Raw genomic sequence first — 19,186 nt, 5'->3', positions numbered from 1 at the left:
CACTCGGCTCATCGGTGGGGGCACTCGGCGGAGCGTTCGGTGGGGGTAGGGCTGCTCAGGGTTTTCGGCGGCGGCTATTCGCGGTCTTCGGCACTCGCGCGGCGACGCAGCCCGAAGAACGAACCGACGCCCGCCAGGATCACGACACCCGCGACGATGCCGATGATGACGCCGGCGGAGCTCGACTCCTCGGAGGCCTCGCCGACGGCGGCCGGAGTCGCCGACCACCAGCCCCAGTAGCCGTCCTGGCCGTAGATGTTCCCCGCGTCCAGAGGCATCGTCATGATCGACTCGATCTGGTCGGTGCGATAGGCCTCGACCGCGTTCGGGTACGCCATGACGTTCATGTACCCGGTCTCGTACAGCCGCGACTGCAACTGCTTGACGAGGTCCGCCCGCTTCGCGGCGTCGTACTCGGCAAGCTGCTTCCCGTACAGCTCGTCGTACTGCTTGTCGCAGATGAAGTTGTCCGTCGCGCCGGTGTCCTTGGGTGTCGCCGGGAGCGCGGCGCAGGTGTGGATGGACAGGACGAAGTCGGGATCGGGGTTGACCGACCAGCCGTCGAAGGCGAGGTCGTACTCTCCGGCGAGCCATGGATCGGTCACGTTGTCCAGGCAGTTGAGGGTGACGCCGATGCCGAGATCGCCCCACCACTCCTGGAGATACTTGCCGACCGCCTTGTCCTGAGGGTCCGTCGCATGACACAGGACGCGGTAGTTGATCGGCTTGCCGTCCTTGCCTACGCGCTTGCCGTCGCCGTTCTTCTTGTAGCCCGCCTGGTCGAGGAGTTGATTCGCCTTGTCCGGGGCGTGCGACAGTTTCTGGCCATCCGTTGGTTTCCAGTGGTATGTCGAAAAGCGCGGCGGGATGTAGCCCTCTCCCTCGACCGCGTGGCCCTGGAAGACCTTGTCGATGATGGTCTTGCGGTCCACGGCCATGAACAGGGCCTGACGGACCTTCTGATCGAGCAGCGACGCATGGCCGTCGCCGAACTTCTCACCGTTCTTGGCCCGCGCGCCAGGGTTGGTCGCGAGCGCGTAGAAACGGCGGCCGGGCGCGTCGTTGACCTTGATGTTCTCCTCGCCCTCGAGGGACGCGGCCTGCGCCGGTGTCAGGGCGGGGGCGCCCGCGACGAAGGAGACCTCGCCCTTGCGCAGGGCGGCGACGGCGGCATCCTGGTCCTTGTAGTAACGGAAGACCAGCTCGTCGAACTTCGGAGCTCCACGCCAGAAAGACGTGTTGGCCTTCAGCCGTACGAAGCTGTCGGCGGCGTAGTCGGTGACGACGAACGGCCCGTTGCCGACGATGGGGTACGTCTTGTCGTTGTTGAACTTCGAGAAGTCGCCGACGTTCTCCCACACATGCTTCGGCACGATCGGCACGTCCAGCGCGGCCATCGTGGCCTGCGGCTTCTTCAGTTCGATGACGAGCTTGGTAGGGCTCGGGGCGGTGACCTTGCGGAAGTTCGCGACGAAGCTGCCGTTCGCGGTGGCCGCGCCGTCGTCGGTCATCATCTTGTTGAACGTCCACGCCGCGTCCTCGGCGGTGGCCTGCTTGCCGTCCGACCACTTGGAGTTGTCCCGGATGGTGTACGTCCAGGTGAGCTTGTCGGCGGAGGGCTCCCACTTGGTGGCCAGGCCCGGGACCGCGTGGTTGTCCTTCGGGTCGTAGTTGGTCAGGTACTCGTACATGAGCCGGTGAATGCTCGTACTGACCAGCCGCGTCGCCAGGAACGGGCTCAGCGAGTCGACGCTCTGCGCCACGGCGACGGTCAGTACGTCTTTGCCGTCGTCGGCTGCCGCTTGGGCGCGCTGGGGTGCCGGGTTCAGGGGGGTGGTGAGGCCGGCTGTGAGGGTGAGGGCGGCGGTGGCGGCGGCCGCGAGGAGGCGGTGGGGGCGGAGGAAGCGGCGGGTGTGGTGGGGGGTGCGCTTGGTCCTGTCGTACTGGTCGTATGTGTCCATGGCTCGCAGACCTCGCTGACCTCGCGTCATCACCGGGAGTTGGTGTGCGTGTTTATCAGCGACGCCAGGCGTGCGTCAACGGCGGATACACCCCATGTGGCCTGCGGAAATAACGAGTTGGCGCGTATTTGGCGACCATTGGTCCAGACCGGTGAAGGGGGCCTGGTAGGGGCCTGACGGTGGGCCTGGGAGAAGGCGTGGGGGTAGGCCCGGGCGTGGTATCGGGGCTGGTCTGAGGGTGTTTCTGGGGTGATGGGTGGGGTGCCTGTGCGGCCTCGTACGAGGGTCTGTGCGGGCGAACGCGAAGGGCCCGCCGCCGTTGAGGAACGGGGCGGGCCCTTCGCGTGGAACCGGTGGGTGGGATTCGGCCGGTTGGGTTACTGCGGGGGTTGTTGCGGTGGCGGGGTTCGGCTCTGGTTCTGACCCTGGCCCTGGCCTTGGTTCTGGCCTTGGCCCTGGTTCTGCCCTTGGTCTGCCTGCGGTGGCTGGTTCGGCTGGAAGGGCTGACCCGGCTGGAACTGCTGGCCCGGGGCGGGCGGTTGGAACGGGGCGCCCGGTTGGGCGTGTCCGGGGTGGCCGGGCTGAGGTTGTGCGGGTGCCGGGCCGCCGGGCTGGGGCTGCTGAGGCGGTTGCGGTTGTCCTGGCTGGGGTTGGGCGGCCTGGCCGGGCTGCGGGAATCCGTAACCGCCGGGCTGAGGCGGTGTGGGTCCGCCCGAGTGGGGCTGCCAACCCTGGGGTGCGGGTGCACCGGGGTGGCCTGGCTGCCCGGGCGGCTGGGAGTAACCGCCGGGCTGGGCTCCAGGCTGGGGCTGGGCACCGGGGTGAGGGCCGGGCTGGTGGCCGGGCTGGTGGCCGGGCGGGGGTTGGGCACCCGGTTGGTGGCCGGGCTGGGGCTGCGCGCCCGGCTGTTGCGGGTACGGCTGGCCGCCTGGCTGACCCGGGTGCTGGGGGTACGCCTGGCCCGGCTGGCCCTGCGCCGGGACCTGGCCGGGGACGGACTGGCCCGGCAGGGGCGGCGCGGCGACCGGCGGCGGGTTGCCGTCCGACGTCCACAGGCCCTGCGACTGCTGGTGCCGCGCGATGTCCTCGGCGACCAGCGCCGAGAGGTTGAAGTACGCCTCGCGCACCTTCGGCCGCATCATGTCGAGGTCGACCTCGGCGCCTGCCGCCAGGTGCTCATCGAACGGTACGACGATCACGCCACGGCACCGCGTCTCGAAGTGGCTGACGATGTCGTCCACCTTGATCATCTTGCCGGTCTCACGCACTCCGGAGATGACGGTGATGGACCGCGACACCAGGTCGGCGTACCCGTGCGCGGACAGCCAGTCCAGCGTCGTACTGGCGCTGCTCGCACCGTCCACGGAGGGCGTCGAGATGATGATGAGCTGGTCGGCGAGGTCGAGTACGCCGCGCATGGCGCTGTAGAGAAGGCCCGTACCGGAGTCGGTCAGGATGATCGGGTACTGCTTGCCGAGGACGTCGATCGCGCGCCGGTAGTCCTCGTCGTTGAACGTCGTCGAGACCGCCGGGTCGACGTCGTTGGCGATGATCTCGAGCCCCGAGGACGCCTGCGAAGTGAACCGCCGGATGTCCATGTACGAGTTGAGGTACGGGATCGCCTGGACGAGGTCACGGATGGTGGCCCCGGTCTCGCGGCGCACGCGACGGCCGAGCGTACCGGCGTCCGGGTTGGCGTCGATCGCGAGGATCTTGTCCTGCCGTTCGCTGGCGAGCGTGGAGCCCAGCGCGGTTGTCGTGGTCGTCTTGCCGACGCCGCCCTTGAGGCTGATGACGGCGATGCGGTAGCAGGACAGCACCGGAGTCCGGATGAGCTCGAGCTTCCGCTGCCGCTCGGCCTCCTCCTTCTTGCCCCCGATCTTGAAGCGTGAGGATGCGGCCGCCGTACGCCCGCTCTTCGCCTTCTGCTTCTTGTTGTTGAGCAGCCGGTCCGACGACAGCTCAACGGCCGCCGTGTACCCGAGCGGCGCCCCCGGGTTGGTGGGCTGCCGCTGATCATGCCGAATGGCCTGCGGCCAGGCGGCCCCGGCACGGGGGTCGACGGGCGGCTGCCCGTCCGGCTGACCCTGCTGCCCCGGCTGGGGCATGGGCGGCTGCTGACCCTGCTGGTGCGGATGCGGTACGCCGGGCTGGTGCTGGTCGGCACCGGCCTGCGGGTTCGGCTGGTGCGGGAGGGGCTGGCCGCCCTGCGGTGGGTACGGCTGGCCGGGGTGGGGCTGAGCGTGGGGCGGCTGGGGCGCGCCCTGCTGCGTCGGCGCCGAAGCTCCGGGCCCGGGCTGACCGGGCCCCTGCGCATGCTGCCCGGGGGCGGGTGCCTGGGGGAACCCGTAACCGCCTTGCTGAGCTGGCGAGTTGGGTGCAGCGGAGTTGGTGGCTGCGGGCGTGCCGGGCTGCGGGAATCCGTAACCGGCCTGCGGGCTGGGCGCCTGTGGCGGCTGCGCCTGCGCTTGCGCGGCGGCAGGAGGCTGAGCGGCGGGCTGCCCTGGTGCCGAAGCCGGGGGCTGACCGGCGCCCTGGGCTTGTTGTCCTGGCACGGGCGCCTGCGGAAAGCCGTAACCCCCCTGCTGGGCGGGCGAGTTGGGCTGGGCTGAGTCTGCGGCGCCTGCGGGTGTGCCGGGCTGCGGGAGTCCGCCGGTGGACTGGCCGGGCTTGTTGGGCGTGCCCGGAGCGGCGTTCCCTGGCTGGGGGAATCCGTAACCGGACTGCGGGCTGGGCGCCTGTGGCGGCTGCGCCTGCGCTTGCGCGGCGGCAGGAGGCTGAGCGGCGGGCTGCCCTGGTGCCGAAGCCGGGGGCTGACCGGCGCCCTGCGCCTGCTGTCCAGGCGCGGGCGGCTGCGGGAATCCGTAAGCGCCTTGCTGGACGGGCGAGTTGGGGATAGCGGGGTTGGCGGCAGCACCTGCCGGCGTACCGGGCTGCGGGAACCCGCCGACCGGCTGGCCGGTGTTGGGCGTCTCCGGCGCAGGGCTCCCGGGCTGGGGGAATCCGTAGCCGGCGTGTTGACCGGGCGCCTGGGGCGCGCCGGAGTTGGTGGCGGCGCCCGCGGGCGCGCCAGGCTGCGGGAACCCATAACTCGCGCCGTGCCCGGGCGGGTTGGGCGCACCCTGCGCCGGAACGTTCGGCGTCTGGGGAGCGGGGCCGTTACCCGGCCGCGGGAATCCGTAGCCGCCCTGAGCCTGCGGCTGGGCGGGGCTGTCCTGCGGAGCCGTCGTCGCGGCACCCGGCTGCGGGAATCCGTAACCACCTTGGGCGGCCGGAGGCGCGGCCGGGCCGGCCTGCTGGAAGTCGGGGCTGCCCTGCGGCGCCGGTGTCGTACCCGGGTTGCCGCCCTGTGGGCTCGGTGCGGTACCAGGCGGCGTACCGAACTGCGGGAAGCCCGGGCCCCCCGGATTCCCAGGAGGCGAACCAGCCCCGGAACCGCCTGCCGCAGGCGCCGAAGGCGTGGCGTCGGCGGCCGGAGCGGGCCCCGACCCCCCATCCGCGCGCTGGCCCGGCACGGCAGGAGTCCCCGGAACAGCAGGCCAAGCCTGAGGCGCAGGCTGCGGTGCCTGCGGCTGGAACGGCTGCTGCCCCTGCGGCGGCACCGACGGCTGCGCCTGCCCCCCTGCCTGTCCGTCTTCGCTCTGGCTGTCGCTCTCCGCGGACGTGGGCCACTGTGCCGCCGTAGCAGGCGATGCAGGCTGATACGCGGGCGGCAGCGGCGGAAGCCCACCCTGCGGCAACGGCGGCGGAGCCCACGCCGGAGGCGCGTCCTGCACCGCATCGTCTGCCTCCGAACCAAGCCCCGGCACTACGTCCTGAGGTTCGGCGTCCTGACGCCCCGCGTCCCGAGGTGCCGCATCCTGAGGCTCTGCATCCTGAGGCCCTGCGTCCTGAGGTTCCGCGTCCGCAGGCTCACCCTGCCCCGGCTGAGCGTCCTCCGGCTCGGCATCGTCACCCGGCAGGGCAGCCTCGGGCTCCGCGTCCTGGGGCTCCAGGTCCCTCGCAGGAACCGCGTCGTTGACCTCGTCGTCTTCGGCCTCGGCGTCCTCAGTAGAACCCGCGGGAACGACATCGACCCGGGGGAGGCCGGCAACATCAGCGGACTCTTCCACGACGCCGCCGACGTCGCCTTCGTCGTCCTCCGCCTCGCCGGCCCCCTCGACCAAACCCTCCGAGGATGCCCCCTCAACCTCTTCCTCTTCGTCTACGCCATCGACGCCACCGTCGCTCGACCCACTGCCGAAAGCCGACACCTCGACAGCATCCGAGTCGTCACCAACATCCGAGTCGGCGTCAGCGACAGCTTCGACCTCATCGGAGCGGAGCGAGTCGCCCCCGTCCTCAAGCCCAGCGCTCTCTTCAGCCGAGTCGGCGGAGACATCGCCGGCCGACTCCTCGACGACAGACTCATCGACAGCCGCCGATTCCTCGACAACCGCTGAACCGTCGCCGGCCTCCGAGCCCTCGGTCTCCGCAGCCCGCTCCTGAATCTCCCTCTTAAGAGCGACAGCGGAAATCCGCATGGTGGCGCCACTCTCCAGATCGCCATTCTCCGCCTCGTCCGCCTCGCCCTCCTCAGGAGCAGGAGCACCGGCAACGGGAGCCGGAAGCACAGGCGCATCCCACGGAGCCTGAAAACCGCCCCCTACAGGCAGATTGGGCAGAGCGGTAGGACTGCCGGCGTCAGCGGCAGGCGCCCCGGCCGACGCATCGGATGTACGCCACCCCGGCTCGAACCCGCCCCCCACCGGCAACTTGGGCACAGCTCCCGGACCCTCAGCAGCCGACGAACCCTCGGCAGCAGAAGCCCCCTCCGCAGCCGCCGAACTGTCGTCAGCCGCAGCCTCCTCAGCCGTACCCGCCTCCTCCGCCACCGGAGAAACGGCAGAGGCGGGGGAACCGAGGGGATCAGCGGAATCAGGAGGGGCGGCCGAGACCGGGTAAGCCGGAGAAACTGGAGAAGAAGATGCCTCCTCCGAACTACCCGACGCATTCTGCGTATACCAGGCAGGCGGCGCGTAATCGATGGTGAACTCGCCCGTCGTCTCGACGGCGGACTCGGCGTCGGACTGGTCATCGCCGGGTGTGGCCCAGCCCCCGCGGATCCCGTCCCGATCGCTGTTCACAATTCCTCCTGGTGTGGTCGAGCACCGTCATGCCGTGCTGGGGCGACCGTTCTAGTCGACCGAGGCCGTCTGATCCACCCGGTTCTCCCCCTGTGACGCGGCCGACCCGCCCACGGGTTCTCGTGCCGCACCCCACCCAGCCTAATCACCGCAACAACCCCCACGGCAGGCCCGCCCACCCTCAGCACCTACCCACTACGTCACACTCCGCCCCAGAAGTGACATACGCGATCAGCGAATTGGCGAACAACCGCGCAAAAGGCGAACATCGAACCGCCCGGGACCCGCGTTCAAACCGCCCGAGTCCGTTCCAAGGTTCGCAAATCCAGACCCTCAGTCCATCCTTCGTGGCGTACCCAACAATCCGGTCTCGGCGTCCGTCGGCTGCGTCATCACGTACTGCCGGTCGCGATCGCTGCACCAAAGGGTGAGGCCGTCGGAGAGACCGGGCAAGGACTCCACCTCGGGTCGCGGCAGCGCCATCGTGCGGCCGAGCTCCGCCGCCTCGTCCGGCGAGACTCGCTGCACGCCGACGAGATGCGCCTGCCGCACGAGCCGCGGAGCCACCGGGCTGAGGTACGGCAGCAGGGTCAGCACCGACTGCCAGGGCCCGGAGACGACCCGGCCGCGCGGCGGCCGCATACCGCAGTCCCGGACCACCAGCACGGGCGTACCGGCTGAGGTGCCCTGCGGCGGCACCCGCCCGACGTCGTACACGGCCAGCCCGTTCTGCCCGCCGCCCATGGCGTGCACCATCTGTATCCAGGCCTGCGGCCGCCCCGTCTCCACGGCCACCCGCGCTCCCGTCGCCGCCGCCCTGAGCGCGATGACCTGCACGGTCCACAGCCCACCGATGAGGACGACGTCGTACGGAGTCGGCCGATTGAGCCCCAACACCGCGGGGCGCCCCTCCGCGTCCACGCCGATGACGACGCCGTCGTCTCCGATGGGCAGGGCGAGGGCGTCCAGCTGGTCGACGGACAGGGAGTGGCGAGCGTGCCGCGGGCCGATCAACCCGAGGCCGCTGCGCAGGAGTTCGCGCGCCCGCTCGGGGACAGAGGGCTGCGGCTGGACGCGACCGGTGGCCGCCTGTCCCACGCGTGTGGGCATCGATGTCACCGGGCACCTCCGAGGGGCAGAGTGGCGAGCATGCCGGGTACTTGCTCCCGGTCGAGACGGGCGAGCCCCGTGCCCGTGTGCCGGGCGGCTCCCTGCAAAGCGCGCCGGGCGGCGACGAGTTCGTCGTCACTGCGCCCGGTCACCCGCAGGTGCCCGCTCATGGACACCTCCTGCCGCTCCCCGCGCGTCAGCGTGAGGCTGAAGGTGGTGGCGAGCGCCGGGACGGCCGTCACGAGTGCGAGCAGCTGCGGCAGCGACGGCGCTCTTTCGCCGCCCAGCGTGGGCCACCTGCGGATCCAGTACGTGGTGTGTCTGCGGTTGTCGCAGCGCCAGCTCCGGCCCGTCTCTTCGGTCCGCCGCTCCCGCGTCTCCGCGCGCCCGGCCTCCGCCGTCACCAGCGGGTTGGCGCAGGCCGAGGTGGCGATGGCGGAGGTCAGCTCCTCCTCGTCGAGGAGCCTCGCCCGGAACCCGGCACCGGTCAGCCGGCTCGCGAGGTGATCGGCGGCACGTACGACGCACTTCTGCGCCCCGACGAGACCGCCCCCGCGCGCGGCCACGGCCTCAGGGCACAGCTCCGGGTCGAGCTTCAACGCGATCCACGTGATCCGCACGGCCGGCGCACCCGTCTGCTCCTGCAGGGGCGCGTAGTTGGCGACGGCCACGGACTGCTGGGGCAGATGAATCGCGGGCGCGGGCTGGGTGTGCAGCACGACCTGCGCCGACTCCAGCCGGATCCCGTCCACCTCCAGGGCGTCGTGGACCAGGGAGACCGGCAGCGGCTGCCGGTTCCGCTCGGCCCGTACCGCGGTGGCGTCGGCCTCGACCTGCAGGACCGCAGTGACGAACGTGCCGTCCCCGATGATGCCGACGGGTCGGCGGTCACGGCCGGCGTACGTGTACGTCCGCAGACTCGGGTCGCACTCCACGGCCGGCGCGAGCCCCGGCTCCGTGCCCTCCGGTATCGGCGTACTCGCTGCCCGGCGCCGACGTGCTTTCAACGCCCGTGCCGTGGCCAGCCATTCGGGCAGGGAACGGCCGCGGCGACGAACGAAGGAGAGCAGCACCAGGCAGACGGCGACGACGGCCGCAGGCACCAGGGCCACAGGATCGATCACCCATCCGACAAGCAGGATGGCGGCCGCGATCTCGAACAGTACGAAGCGTTGCAACCGGAATGCCCCGACCTGACCTGAACGCACCTTGAAGTGGAGAGCGCCCGGCGAGGCCGGCCCCTGCGCCGGTGTCTGCCGGGGCGCCGACGAGCCCTGTGTCCGTGATCGGTCACGGGACCGGGTCCGCGTTCCGGATGCCATCACTCCAACCCCCCGTTTTGCTCACAACTCGCTGGTATTTCCGCACCGCACAAGGCCCTTGAGGGCCCGGGTACCCTACCCGCTCCACAAGTGCCCACAGATAACAGGCATAGTAGGGGGCCGCTCTGACATCGAAGGCGGGGGACCAGGTCACCCCGGCGAGCGCGGACCATGTGAACACGGGGAGAGACAGGCACAGATGGCATCTCGGCGCGATCAGCTCAATGCCTACACCTTCGCGAAGCGCCGCATGCTCGCGGCCTTTCTGCAGCCGTCACCCGACGGCTCGGAGGAGGGAGCGCCCCGCCCGCTGCGCGCGATCCTTCCCGGCGTCATCGTGGGCGTGATCGTCCTCGCCGTCTTCGGGGCGTGGGGCATGTTCAAGCCCACCGCACCCAAGGGCTGGAACGAACCCAAGGCCAAGGTGATCGTCGCCAGCGACTCGACCACGCGCTACGTCGTCCTGAAGACCGGCAAGCAGGTCCAGCTGCACCCCGTCCTCAACATGGCGTCCGCCAGGCTGCTCCTCGACGAGGGCCAGGGCGATGTGGTGACCGTCGAGGAGTCCGTCCTCGACAACGGCAAGATCCCGCACGGCGTCACCATCGGCATCCCGTACGCGCCCGACCGCCTCCCCTCGGCGTCCGAAGCGGGCAGCGAGAAGCGCTGGGCGGTCTGCGAACGCCCCAGCGCGGGCGGCGAGTCCATCCAGAAGGCAGCCCTGGTCCTCGCCTCCCGCGACATGAAGGCGACCGAGGGCAAGGGAGAGAAGCTGACGGGCGGTCAGCTCCTCTACGTGGCAGGCCCGGACGGGGACCGCTATGTGGTGGACGCGAGCGGACGGTCGTACCCCATCGGCACGAGCGACGAACTGCTGCTGCGCGCCGTCGTCGGCTCCGGCAGGCAGCCGCAGAAGGTGTCCAAGGAATGGCTGGACACCCTGCACCGCGGCGACCCGATCTCCTTCCCCGAGATCACCGGCCAGGTGGGCACCGCGGCCGACGCCCCCGGTCAGCTGGACGAGACGACCGACAAGGTCGGCATGGTGCTCAAGGCGTCCGACCTCAACAGCGACCAGTACTACGTGGTGCTGCCCGGCCGAGTCGCCCCTGTCTCCGCCTTCGTCGCCCAACTCCTGCTGTTCAGCGAGGACTTGGCCTCTCTCGGCCAGGCCGGCCAGGCCAAGGAGATGAGCCCCGGCGCGATCGTCCCGGGCAAGCCGTTCGGGACGGAGTACACCTGGCCGACGGAGGACCCCCAGCCCGTCAACGAGGCCTCCGGAGCGTCAGGCAGCCGCAGCACCGTCTGCAACGTCCTGCGCGACGTGAAGGCCGGTTCGGGCGCCACAACCCTGAGCACCTGGGCGGGCACGGACTTCCCGGCCAAGCTGCCCACCGGCTCCTCCAGCGCGTACGTCACGCCCGGTTCCGGCCAGCTCTACCGCCAGTTCCAGGGTGAGGAGACCAAGGCCGGCCCCGTCTTCCTCGTCACCGACACGGGCCTGCGCTACGTCCTGCAGTCCAACGCCGACAGCGGCACGGACGACGCCGGCATCGGCACGACGGACAAGGACCGTGAGCAGGCCCAGCAGGAGGCCGAACAGGCCCAGATCCGACTGGGCTACAAGGACGTCGACGCCGCGCCGATCCCCGCCGCCTGGTCGGAGTTCCTGCCCACGGGCCCACGCCTGTCGACGACGGCGGCACGCCAGCCGCAGGGTTCCTGAGGGGGCGCGGACGTGCGACACATGCCCTCCCCCCTCCGCATGACGACCGCGGTGGCCGCGGCCCTGCTCACGACCGCCCCCGTCGTCCTCTCACCCCCCGCGGCGGCGGCCGACCTCCCGTACTCGGACCAGTGCCAGTTCCCCAACGGCAAGTACCCGGGCCGTCCCTGGTCGCTCCAGCGAGTCCTCCTCGACGAGCTGTGGAGCCAGTCCAAGGGCAAGGGCGTACGGGTAGCGGTGATCGACACCGGTGTCGACGTGACGAATCCCCAGCTGCGCGACGCGGTTGACGCGAAGAGCGGCCGCAACCTCCTGCCGAAGAACCTCAAGGACGACAACGGCAACCCGATCGAGCGGGGCAAGGAGAACGGCACCACGGACACCGTCGGCCACGGCACCAAGGTCGCCGGCATCATCGCGGCCCGCCCCGCCCAGGGCACCGGGTTCGTGGGCCTGGCCCCCGAGGCGACGATCATCCCGATCCAGCAGAACGACGCGGAGGGCCACGGCACCGCCGACACCCTGGTGCGGGCGATCCGCTACGCCATCCAGGCCGGGGCCGGCGTCATCAACATCTCCCAGGACACGTCGAACGCGGTGAAGCCGACGCCCGATCTGGAACTGGCGATCAACGAGGCGCTGGCCCAGGACATCGTCGTCGTGGCCTCGGCGGGCAACGACGGCCTCGGCGGCAACGTCAAGGAGACGTACCCCGCGTCCTACAAGGGCGTCCTCGCAGTAGCGGCCTCCGACCGCAACAACGAGCGCGCCTCCTTCTCCCAGGCCGGCGAGTTCGTCGGCGTAGCGGCCCCCGGCGTCGACATGATCTCCACGGTCCCCAAGGGCGGCCACTGCTCCGACAACGGTACGAGCTTCTCGGCGCCGTACGTCGCCGGTGTCGCAGCCCTGATCAAGGCGAAGCACCCGAAGTGGACGGCTCAGCAGATCGTCGCCCAGATCGAACAGACGGCTGAGCGCACGATCGGGGGCCACGACCGCTTGGTGGGCTGGGGAGTTGTGGACCCTGTCCGGGCCCTGACGGAGGACGACGAACCACTGGAGTCCCCCAACCCTCAGCAAGGCCTGGGCAAACCGGAAGCCCCGGCCGCGGCCAAATTCCAGACCGGCGAAACGGCCGAGGAACGCAACGCTCGGCTTGCCACGTACGTGGCCGTGGGGGCGGTGGTCCTTGTGGCGGGCCTGGGTGGCACGGCTGTGGCGATCAGGGATGCGCGGAGGCGGGCGCGACGAGTGGTGGGGGCGGAGTAGGCGGCTGGGGTATCTCCGCGTCCGTGAAGGGCAGTTGGGGGTGCCGGATTCGACGATCGTACGATCGTCGAACAGCAAGAGACTCGTGATGCCGAAGCGACGGGGGCAGAGGTACGGCTATGGCTGTGGACGGAGTGAACGGAGCAGGTTCGGCGCAGGGCGGTGGCACGGACCTCCGGGTCTCTTCCCGATCTCTGACCAAGCTCGCCGGTGACCTGGACGACATGCAGGACCACCTGGACAAGCAGGTCAAACGCATGGACGCGGTCGTCGACCGCATCGAGGCCGGCTGGCGCGGCCCGGCGGCGACGGAGTACCGGAAGTTCCACCAGGCGGCGGCCGAGGACGCCGTACGCATCCGCGAAGTGATGAAGCTGCTCGAGCAGGCCGTACGGATGAGCCGGGACGGCTTCACCGAGAACGAACTCGAGGTGCTCGCGCAGATGCGGTCGGTCCAGGTGGACGTCGGGAGCGAGGTCGACAAGCTGTCGACGCCGAACATCGAGGCGCAGGCGCAGGCGCCGCGCAGCAGCCTCGACGCCTACTGACCGCCATCACCAACTACCCATGTTCCAGGCGTAGTTACCAAAATCCATGGGGGATCATGCCGACCGGGCCCGCTTCTGACGACCACATAGCCGTCACCTTCGCCACACTCAACGACCTCACCACCGATCTTGAGGACATCCTCAAGAAGCTCAACGAAAAACTGGACGGCCTCTACGATCGAGTCGTACCCGTCGTGCTGTCCTGGGAGGGCGAGACGCGCGACACGTTCGTCGAGAAACTCGACGAATGGGACCGCTCGGCACAGGACTTGCAGGCAGCCCAGAAGTGGCTGCATGAGTATGTGACCACCGGCCACACCAACTATGCGGCGGCGCATCAGGCGGTGCTGCGGGGCTGGGGGGCCGGCTGATGGCAGACCGTCCCACTGACGCCGAACGCAAGCAGGAACGGGACCAGCTGAGGCCGGCGGCGCCTGACGCCGGGGGCGGTTTCGACGTGCAACCGCCGCACCTGTACTACTCGTCGGCGGTGATACGTGACGGGCAGTTCGATTACGACAAGGGCGGAACCACTCTGGTGAGCGCGCTCAATGCGTACAGCCAGTCGGCGGGCACCGGATGGGGCCCAGACTCCTTCGCCAAGGTCTACATGCAGATCGCCGAGAAGTTCATCAAGGTCTGGGCGGCAAGCGTGGTGAGCGTAGGTGGCGTCGCGGTTGGCCTGACCACGACCGCCAACAACTATCAGGCAGCGGACTGGTCCACGCGTGGCATGCAGGGACCGCTGCCCCGCCGCACCCCTCCCGTCGTCATCGACAAAGAGCCCGTCTACGGGAAGATCAACGACATCAAGTGGACCGGGACTGGCGAGGATGCCGACTCGTGGGCCATCTCTGGGGCTATGGGCGAGATCCCGGACTTCCTCGCGGACGTCGTCCGGCCAGCCATCGAGTACGGGTTGAACCTCGGCAAGACCCATGAGATCACCCCAGGCGCCCGTGAGGACGACCTCAAGGGAATGGCCACCGCGTGGCGGGAGGCAGCGAGCACCGCGCTGAAGGCCGGTGACAATTTCACCTCCGCCATCAGCTACATGACGGACCCGAATGCAAACAACGAATGGCAGAGCGCGATGAAATCGTTCTGCCAGTCGATCTGGGGCACCACTGCCTGGGGCCGCAGCCGAGACGCACAAGGGCAGATCGCCCCACCTCACCAAGGCGGCCGCAGTTGGAAGACTTCGGGAAATGTGGCACCCGCACAGCGTCGGCCCATCTTGGAGGTGCTGCACCACACCGCCGACACCATTCAGAAGACCTGCGACGACCTGGCCCAGGTCGCGAAGACCTGCCGGGAGACCACCACCAACCTGGCCAAGACGGCGGCCAAGAAGATGGTGGAGGACCTGACGGTCGGCCTCGATGCGCTGGAACTGCTCCAACTCGCGGGCTCGGCCATGTTCGGCAAGCTGGTGCTGACCTTCCGGCAGCACATGGACCGGGCAGCCGCGGACCGGGCCGTCGAGATCTACCAGCAGAAGTTCAGCGACGCCGCCACCACACTCCTCGCACTGGAATGGGAGCTGGACGAGGCGCTCAGAAGTGCGCCCACGTTCATCGCACAGGAGGCGCGGGCCGAGGCCTTCGGCGGCCGCTCGTTGAACGAGTTCAAGAAGGAGCACAAGATTCTGAACGGGGAGAACCCGTTCCCGTACAAGTACACGCTCGACCTGGCGATGGCCGAGGACCTCGGCGGCGGCCACACCATCGACAAGCACGTCGGCAAGACCGACGACCAGCTGCTGCAGCGTCTGCGCGATCAGGCCAACAGCTCCGGCACGCCCACAATCCCGGCGGCCTCCAGCTTCACCGATCTGGCCTCGGCACAGAAGTACACCCAGGAGTGCATTCGGCAGAGGAGCAACCAGATCGATGCGTGGTTGGCTACCGGCCCGCCACCGCAGCCGCCCAGCAAAATCTTCGAGGTCAGCTCGGTGGGTCCGGCCGCGAACGCCCCTCTGGCCTCCAGCCCGGTGACCGGGCGCACCTCGGTGGTGGTCAACGGCCAGCCGACCCCGGTGACCGACGCGCACGGCGTTCAGACCCGCCTCAAGTACGACGCCAGCCTGAACCCGCCCTTCGTGGTGGTCACCTCGATGCCGAAATAGCGGACGCCGAAAATAGGCTGGAGCCTCCAGTTGCCCGACGTAAATTCATTCACCCTTCTGGGAAGAGCCGATGACAACGCCAGACGCCGCAGCCTGGGCGGATGCCCTGACCATGTACGAGCGGCGCTACTCGATCGTCGCCGTGGGACCTCGCCACCACGAGGACTGGGTGCTGGACGCCGCCGCTCTGCTGCGCAGGGAGACGACGGACCCGCGTTCCTGGAAGTCGCTCGACTTCTACGAGGAGGACGATGAGGAATGGAGCCCGGACCGGCTCGTGCCCTTCCTGCCACCGGACTCCGGCTGGCGGTCCAGACTCCGGAACATTCCCCGCTCATCGGCCGAGCAACTCCTGGTCGCGATTTCGACCAATTGGCTGGATGTCACCAAGGAACCGGACTTCGAAGACCGCCGCCCCGGGCTCGAGGAGAAGGCGAGAGTGCTCCTGGCCCGTTTTCCCCCTCCATCCGCCCAGTTCTTCACCAATGGTTGGTACGGGGCAGGGGATCCACCGGACTTCTACCTCCCCATCGCCGGCTGTGAACCTGTCAGCGAACACGGCTGGGACGTGGGTCTGCTCGCAGTGTCCGACAGCGAACTCGGGATCTTCTGGTCCTTCGACGCCACCTGATGGGACTCTCATGAACAATTCGGACGCCATGGGACCCACCCCGACCGCTGTGGTCCGGACCCGGGCCGCCACTTTTCCCGACCGGGAAACCGCTCAATGGGCAACCCAGCAGGTCGTCACGGCCAACGAGCAGGTCATTCACCGCTGGCTGGCCCAGTCGACCCGCGCGCGCCTGGCCATTGAGGCCTCCTGGCCGTCCCTCCCCCAGCCGGTCGGCCGGGTCCTGCTGCAGGCGATGATGCTGGCCGGCAGGGAGCCGGTTGACGTCCGTGCGGCCCGGGTCGTCCTGAAGCGGGACGCGTCCCGCCCTCACGGCTTCACCGTCCACGCCACTTTTCCGATCTACCTGTAGAAGGCCTGTCATCGTGCCCCTGAGCCCCCTCGAACACGACCGCCGCTACGGCGAGTTGGATCAGGTGATGCGTGCCTACGCCGGCCAGCCGGCGGACGACACCGCGGACAAGCGCAGCCAGGCCCTGACCGCCTACCTGCGGCAGACCTGGCACACCCGCCCGTGGGCCCTGGCCGTAGCCGAACGGCAGCTGCGCGAGTACGCCCACAACCCACCCGGCCGACTCCGGCTGCGCCTGGGCGAGTTCTACCCGATCCCGGACGTCGGTCTGCCCAAGGGCGAGATCCAGCAGTGGCTGTACTGCCTCGCCGATCACATCAAGAACAGCATCGAACAGGGCGAGGTCCCGGCCACGGCCGCCCCCGCCACCCACTGGGAGTGGCACACCCGCTTCCCGGAACTCGGCCAGTTCCTCGGTGGCTGGTTCTCGCAGGACATGCCGGACGAGTTCGACGCCCACGACGCGGCCGCCGACGACTACCGAACCTCCACCGACCCACAACTCGTGGCCCGACTTGTCGGCGAGCTGCACGAGCTGCTCGCCCTTGATCTCGACGAGTCCGATTACGCCTTGGGCATCGCGGAGTTGGGCATGGAGGTCGACCCGCCGGCCCCGTACTCGCCAAGTGGCTGGCTCGCACTGGTCGCCGATCGGCTCGGCGCGCCGCGAGCGAACTATGGATCCTCTGCGGACGGCGACGCGAAGTGACCTTGCCGGTGGGTGAATCCCCTCGGTAGTGCCTGGCGCGACACCGGCGGTGGGGCGCTGGCTTCCGGCCAGCTTGTCGCAGAGTCCCGTGGAGTCGACCTCCGGTGCGCACCGCGTGGGACTGGACGCAGGAACTCGCCCCATGTGCGGGAGTAACCCAGCGAGGTGGGGACTGGGCGGGCGTTGCACGGGGAGCGACGACGGGTGCGCGTTGGCATCGCAAAGGTTGCGGCGCGCGAGGCATGCCACACCTTGGAGGGAATCTGCCATGGGACCTGAGAAGGCCGAGCGAGGTCGGTGTGCCCAATGTTCAGGCGCTTCGCGGTAGTTCGGAGCGTGGCCGATTGACGCTACCCCGACAACTTCGTAACTGAGCTAACACAAAGTTCAGTTGGGCTCGATTTACACAATGACTACAGTGGTCATCGAGTGTGTCGATCAGGTCACTGCCTGCACGGCGCTCGTCGGCTTACGAACGGGGAACGGGGAGGAAGGCATGCTGCCTGCGGAGGGCCTCAAGGTCGGCCTGGAGGCGCTAGGAACCTTCAAGAAGCGTGTGGATGCGGTGCTTTCCACCCTTGACGGCTCGCCGGGCAGCCCTCAGAAGATCGCGGCGCACGCTCTCTCGGAGGCCTCGTTCAGCGGTGCGGGCGGCTTCGCCGAGGCAAAGGGACTCCACAGCCAGTACGAGCGCGTCCACGAACGCCTCACCACACTCTCCAAGAACCTGGGGCTTCAGATCGAGGCGATGCAGATCGCCGTCATGGGCGCGGACGGCAACTTCAGCAACCTCGAAGAGGAGCAACGGCGGCGGTTCCACGAGATCGGGGCTGAAATCCGCCGGCAGCAGGAGGAAGCGGAGCGGGAGAGGGCCGCGGCGGAGGCCGCGAAGGATGGCCAGGCCGCGCCGAAGGACAACAACGAGGCGGCAGGGGGCTCGTACTGATGAGCGGCGAGCAGGAGCAGCAGGTCCCGCATCAGGCGGAAAGGGAGCAAGCCGCTCGGCAGGTCAACGTCATCGACATGGTGAACGGCGCGAAGGGGGTGGGCCAGTGGCTCCCCTTCGGCTGGAAGCTCCCTCGCGTCTTCGGCAAGACGAACTTCGAGGGCCACGACCTGAACGCCATGATCGACATGGTCGAGTCCGCGAAGCCGGAGGACTTGGAAACCGCGGGCACAGCTCTCCTGAACGCCCAGACCGCTATCGAGGACGCTGCTGGAGAGCTCGAGGGCCACATCAGCCGGGTCGACTGGGAAGGCGAGTCCGGCGAGGCCTTCCGTAAGTGGGGCGCCAATCTCGTCATCCACGCCCGCAAGCTCGCCGAGTTCGCAGAGGCCGCCGGGACCCAGATGACGGCATCGGCCACGGGCCTCGCCTCCGTACGCAGCGCCATGCCGCCCCGTGACAGCCGGCTGGACCGCAAGACGGTCGCGGACATTCCGACGCCCGCGCGAGTTGAAGGCAACGAGGAGTACGCAGCGGCGGTCAACGCCGAGAAGGACCGCCAAGAGGCGATCAACCAGATGAACCGGCTGGCGTCCTTCTACGAGGTGTCGGAGACGATGCTGGCGCAGCAGGAGCCTCCTACGTTTGAGGCTATGCCGGATGTGGGAGTGCCTAGGCCTTCCCCGGGCTCTTGGGACCCCTACAGGGGCAGTGAAGTGCCAGGCAGCGGGGGGCTTGGTGCCGCTCATGAGTCCGTGGTGGCCGGACGTGACTCTTCGACAACAGCGACAGGACAATCGCGTTCCGAAGCCATGACGCCGTCGCTCAAGCATGTGGACGACTCAACCATCTCTACAGACGGGAACGTCGGTACGAATATCGACAGCGTAGGCACTCTGCCGCCTCAGGAAGCCGCAAAGCCGACGACCAATTCGCCGCAGCCGGTTACCAGTTCAGGTGGCCCCAGCGGAGGGACGCCTCTTCCGTTCGCCTCAGGACCGGTTCCTCCTGCCCGCGGCGGGCAGACCGGCCGCACCTCGGGATTCGGTGGAACGACCGGAAACAGGCCCCCGATCTCGGGGCAGGGACGTACAGGCACTCCGAGCGGCACCACCGGCGGACGCGGCGCCACCGGGCCGACCTCGGCGCAGGGACGCACAGGCACTCCGAGCGGCACTACCGGCGGACGCGGCGCCACGGGGCCGATGGGACGTGCCATGGCTACGGGACAGTCGGGGGTCCGTGGCGGCGGACCGGCGGCAGGCAACTCTCCCTTGGGCCGAGGCGTGTCCGGCGGAACACCTCGCCCCATAGGGGGAACGGCGGGCGGCCGTGCTGGTGGCATGGGCCCGACGGGT

13 protein-coding genes are annotated in these 19,186 nt (G+C 69.2%); 9 read left to right on the top strand and 4 right to left on the bottom strand.

The window, feature by feature from the left end:
• Nucleotides 1-74: 74 nt before the first annotated feature.
• From ACGFNK_RS43440 to eccE, 4 genes are all read right to left on the bottom strand, one after another.
• Nucleotides 75-1,961: an ABC transporter substrate-binding protein gene (locus ACGFNK_RS43440; RefSeq protein WP_393426210.1), complete on the bottom strand. Its 1,887-nt coding sequence runs from the start codon at nucleotides 1,959-1,961 to the stop codon at nucleotides 75-77.
• Between the two features lie 377 nt (nucleotides 1,962-2,338).
• Complete coding sequence (locus ACGFNK_RS43435; protein WP_393426207.1) at nucleotides 2,339-7,087, bottom strand: SCO5717 family growth-regulating ATPase; 4,749 nt, start codon at nucleotides 7,085-7,087, stop codon at nucleotides 2,339-2,341.
• Between the two features lie 333 nt (nucleotides 7,088-7,420).
• Nucleotides 7,421-8,197 (bottom strand): hypothetical protein, encoded by a 777-nt coding sequence (locus tag ACGFNK_RS43430; RefSeq protein ID WP_386350006.1) that lies wholly within the window; start codon nucleotides 8,195-8,197, stop codon nucleotides 7,421-7,423.
• A gap of 5 nt (nucleotides 8,198-8,202) precedes the next feature.
• Nucleotides 8,203-9,519: a type VII secretion protein EccE gene (gene eccE, locus ACGFNK_RS43425; protein WP_393426203.1), complete on the bottom strand. Its 1,317-nt coding sequence runs from the start codon at nucleotides 9,517-9,519 to the stop codon at nucleotides 8,203-8,205.
• 199 nt (nucleotides 9,520-9,718) lie between these two features.
• Here eccE and eccB point away from each other — a divergent pair, with 199 nt between their 5' ends.
• The 9 genes from eccB to ACGFNK_RS43380 all read left to right on the top strand — a co-directional run bounded on the left by eccB (nucleotide 9,719) and on the right by ACGFNK_RS43380 (nucleotide 17,828).
• Nucleotides 9,719-11,245, top strand: coding sequence for a type VII secretion protein EccB (eccB, locus tag ACGFNK_RS43420; RefSeq protein WP_393426200.1), 1,527 nt, complete (start codon nucleotides 9,719-9,721; stop codon nucleotides 11,243-11,245).
• A 21-nt stretch (nucleotides 11,246-11,266) separates the two neighbouring features.
• On the top strand, nucleotides 11,267-12,514 hold the full coding sequence (gene mycP / locus ACGFNK_RS43415; RefSeq protein WP_393426197.1) for a type VII secretion-associated serine protease mycosin: 1,248 nt from the start codon (nucleotides 11,267-11,269) through the stop codon (nucleotides 12,512-12,514).
• A gap of 119 nt (nucleotides 12,515-12,633) precedes the next feature.
• A complete protein-coding gene (locus ACGFNK_RS43410; protein WP_393426194.1) occupies nucleotides 12,634-13,062 on the top strand; it encodes a WXG100 family type VII secretion target in 429 nt (142 codons plus the stop codon).
• Nucleotides 13,063-13,118: 56 nt separating this feature from the next.
• The gene (locus ACGFNK_RS43405) at nucleotides 13,119-13,433 is read left to right on the top strand and encodes a WXG100 family type VII secretion target (RefSeq protein WP_393426191.1); all 315 of its coding nucleotides are present in this window, start codon (nucleotides 13,119-13,121) and stop codon (nucleotides 13,431-13,433) included.
• Nucleotides 13,433-15,190, top strand: coding sequence for an RNase A-like domain-containing protein (locus ACGFNK_RS43400; protein WP_393426188.1), 1,758 nt, complete (start codon nucleotides 13,433-13,435; stop codon nucleotides 15,188-15,190). Before ACGFNK_RS43405 ends, ACGFNK_RS43400 begins: the two co-directional genes overlap by 1 nt.
• 70 nt (nucleotides 15,191-15,260) lie before the next feature.
• Nucleotides 15,261-15,821: a hypothetical protein gene (locus tag ACGFNK_RS43395; RefSeq protein ID WP_393426185.1), complete on the top strand. Its 561-nt coding sequence runs from the start codon at nucleotides 15,261-15,263 to the stop codon at nucleotides 15,819-15,821.
• Nucleotides 15,822-15,831: 10 nt separating this feature from the next.
• A complete protein-coding gene (locus ACGFNK_RS43390) occupies nucleotides 15,832-16,173 on the top strand; it encodes an RNase A-like domain-containing protein (RefSeq protein WP_393426183.1) in 342 nt (113 codons plus the stop codon).
• Nucleotides 16,174-16,186: 13 nt separating this feature from the next.
• Nucleotides 16,187-16,882 carry a contact-dependent growth inhibition system immunity protein gene (locus tag ACGFNK_RS43385; protein ID WP_393426179.1) on the top strand — a complete coding sequence of 232 codons (696 nt, stop codon included), beginning with the start codon at nucleotides 16,187-16,189 and terminating at the stop codon, nucleotides 16,880-16,882.
• A 496-nt stretch (nucleotides 16,883-17,378) separates the two neighbouring features.
• On the top strand, nucleotides 17,379-17,828 hold the full coding sequence (locus ACGFNK_RS43380) for a hypothetical protein (protein ID WP_393426176.1): 450 nt from the start codon (nucleotides 17,379-17,381) through the stop codon (nucleotides 17,826-17,828).
• The last annotated feature ends 1,358 nt before the right edge of the window (nucleotides 17,829-19,186 follow it).

Source organism: Streptomyces sp. NPDC048825 (assembly GCF_043198355.1).
Lineage (GTDB): Bacteria > Actinomycetota > Actinomycetes > Streptomycetales > Streptomycetaceae > Streptomyces > Streptomyces xiangluensis.
This window is presented reverse-complemented; position numbering and strand designations above follow the sequence as displayed.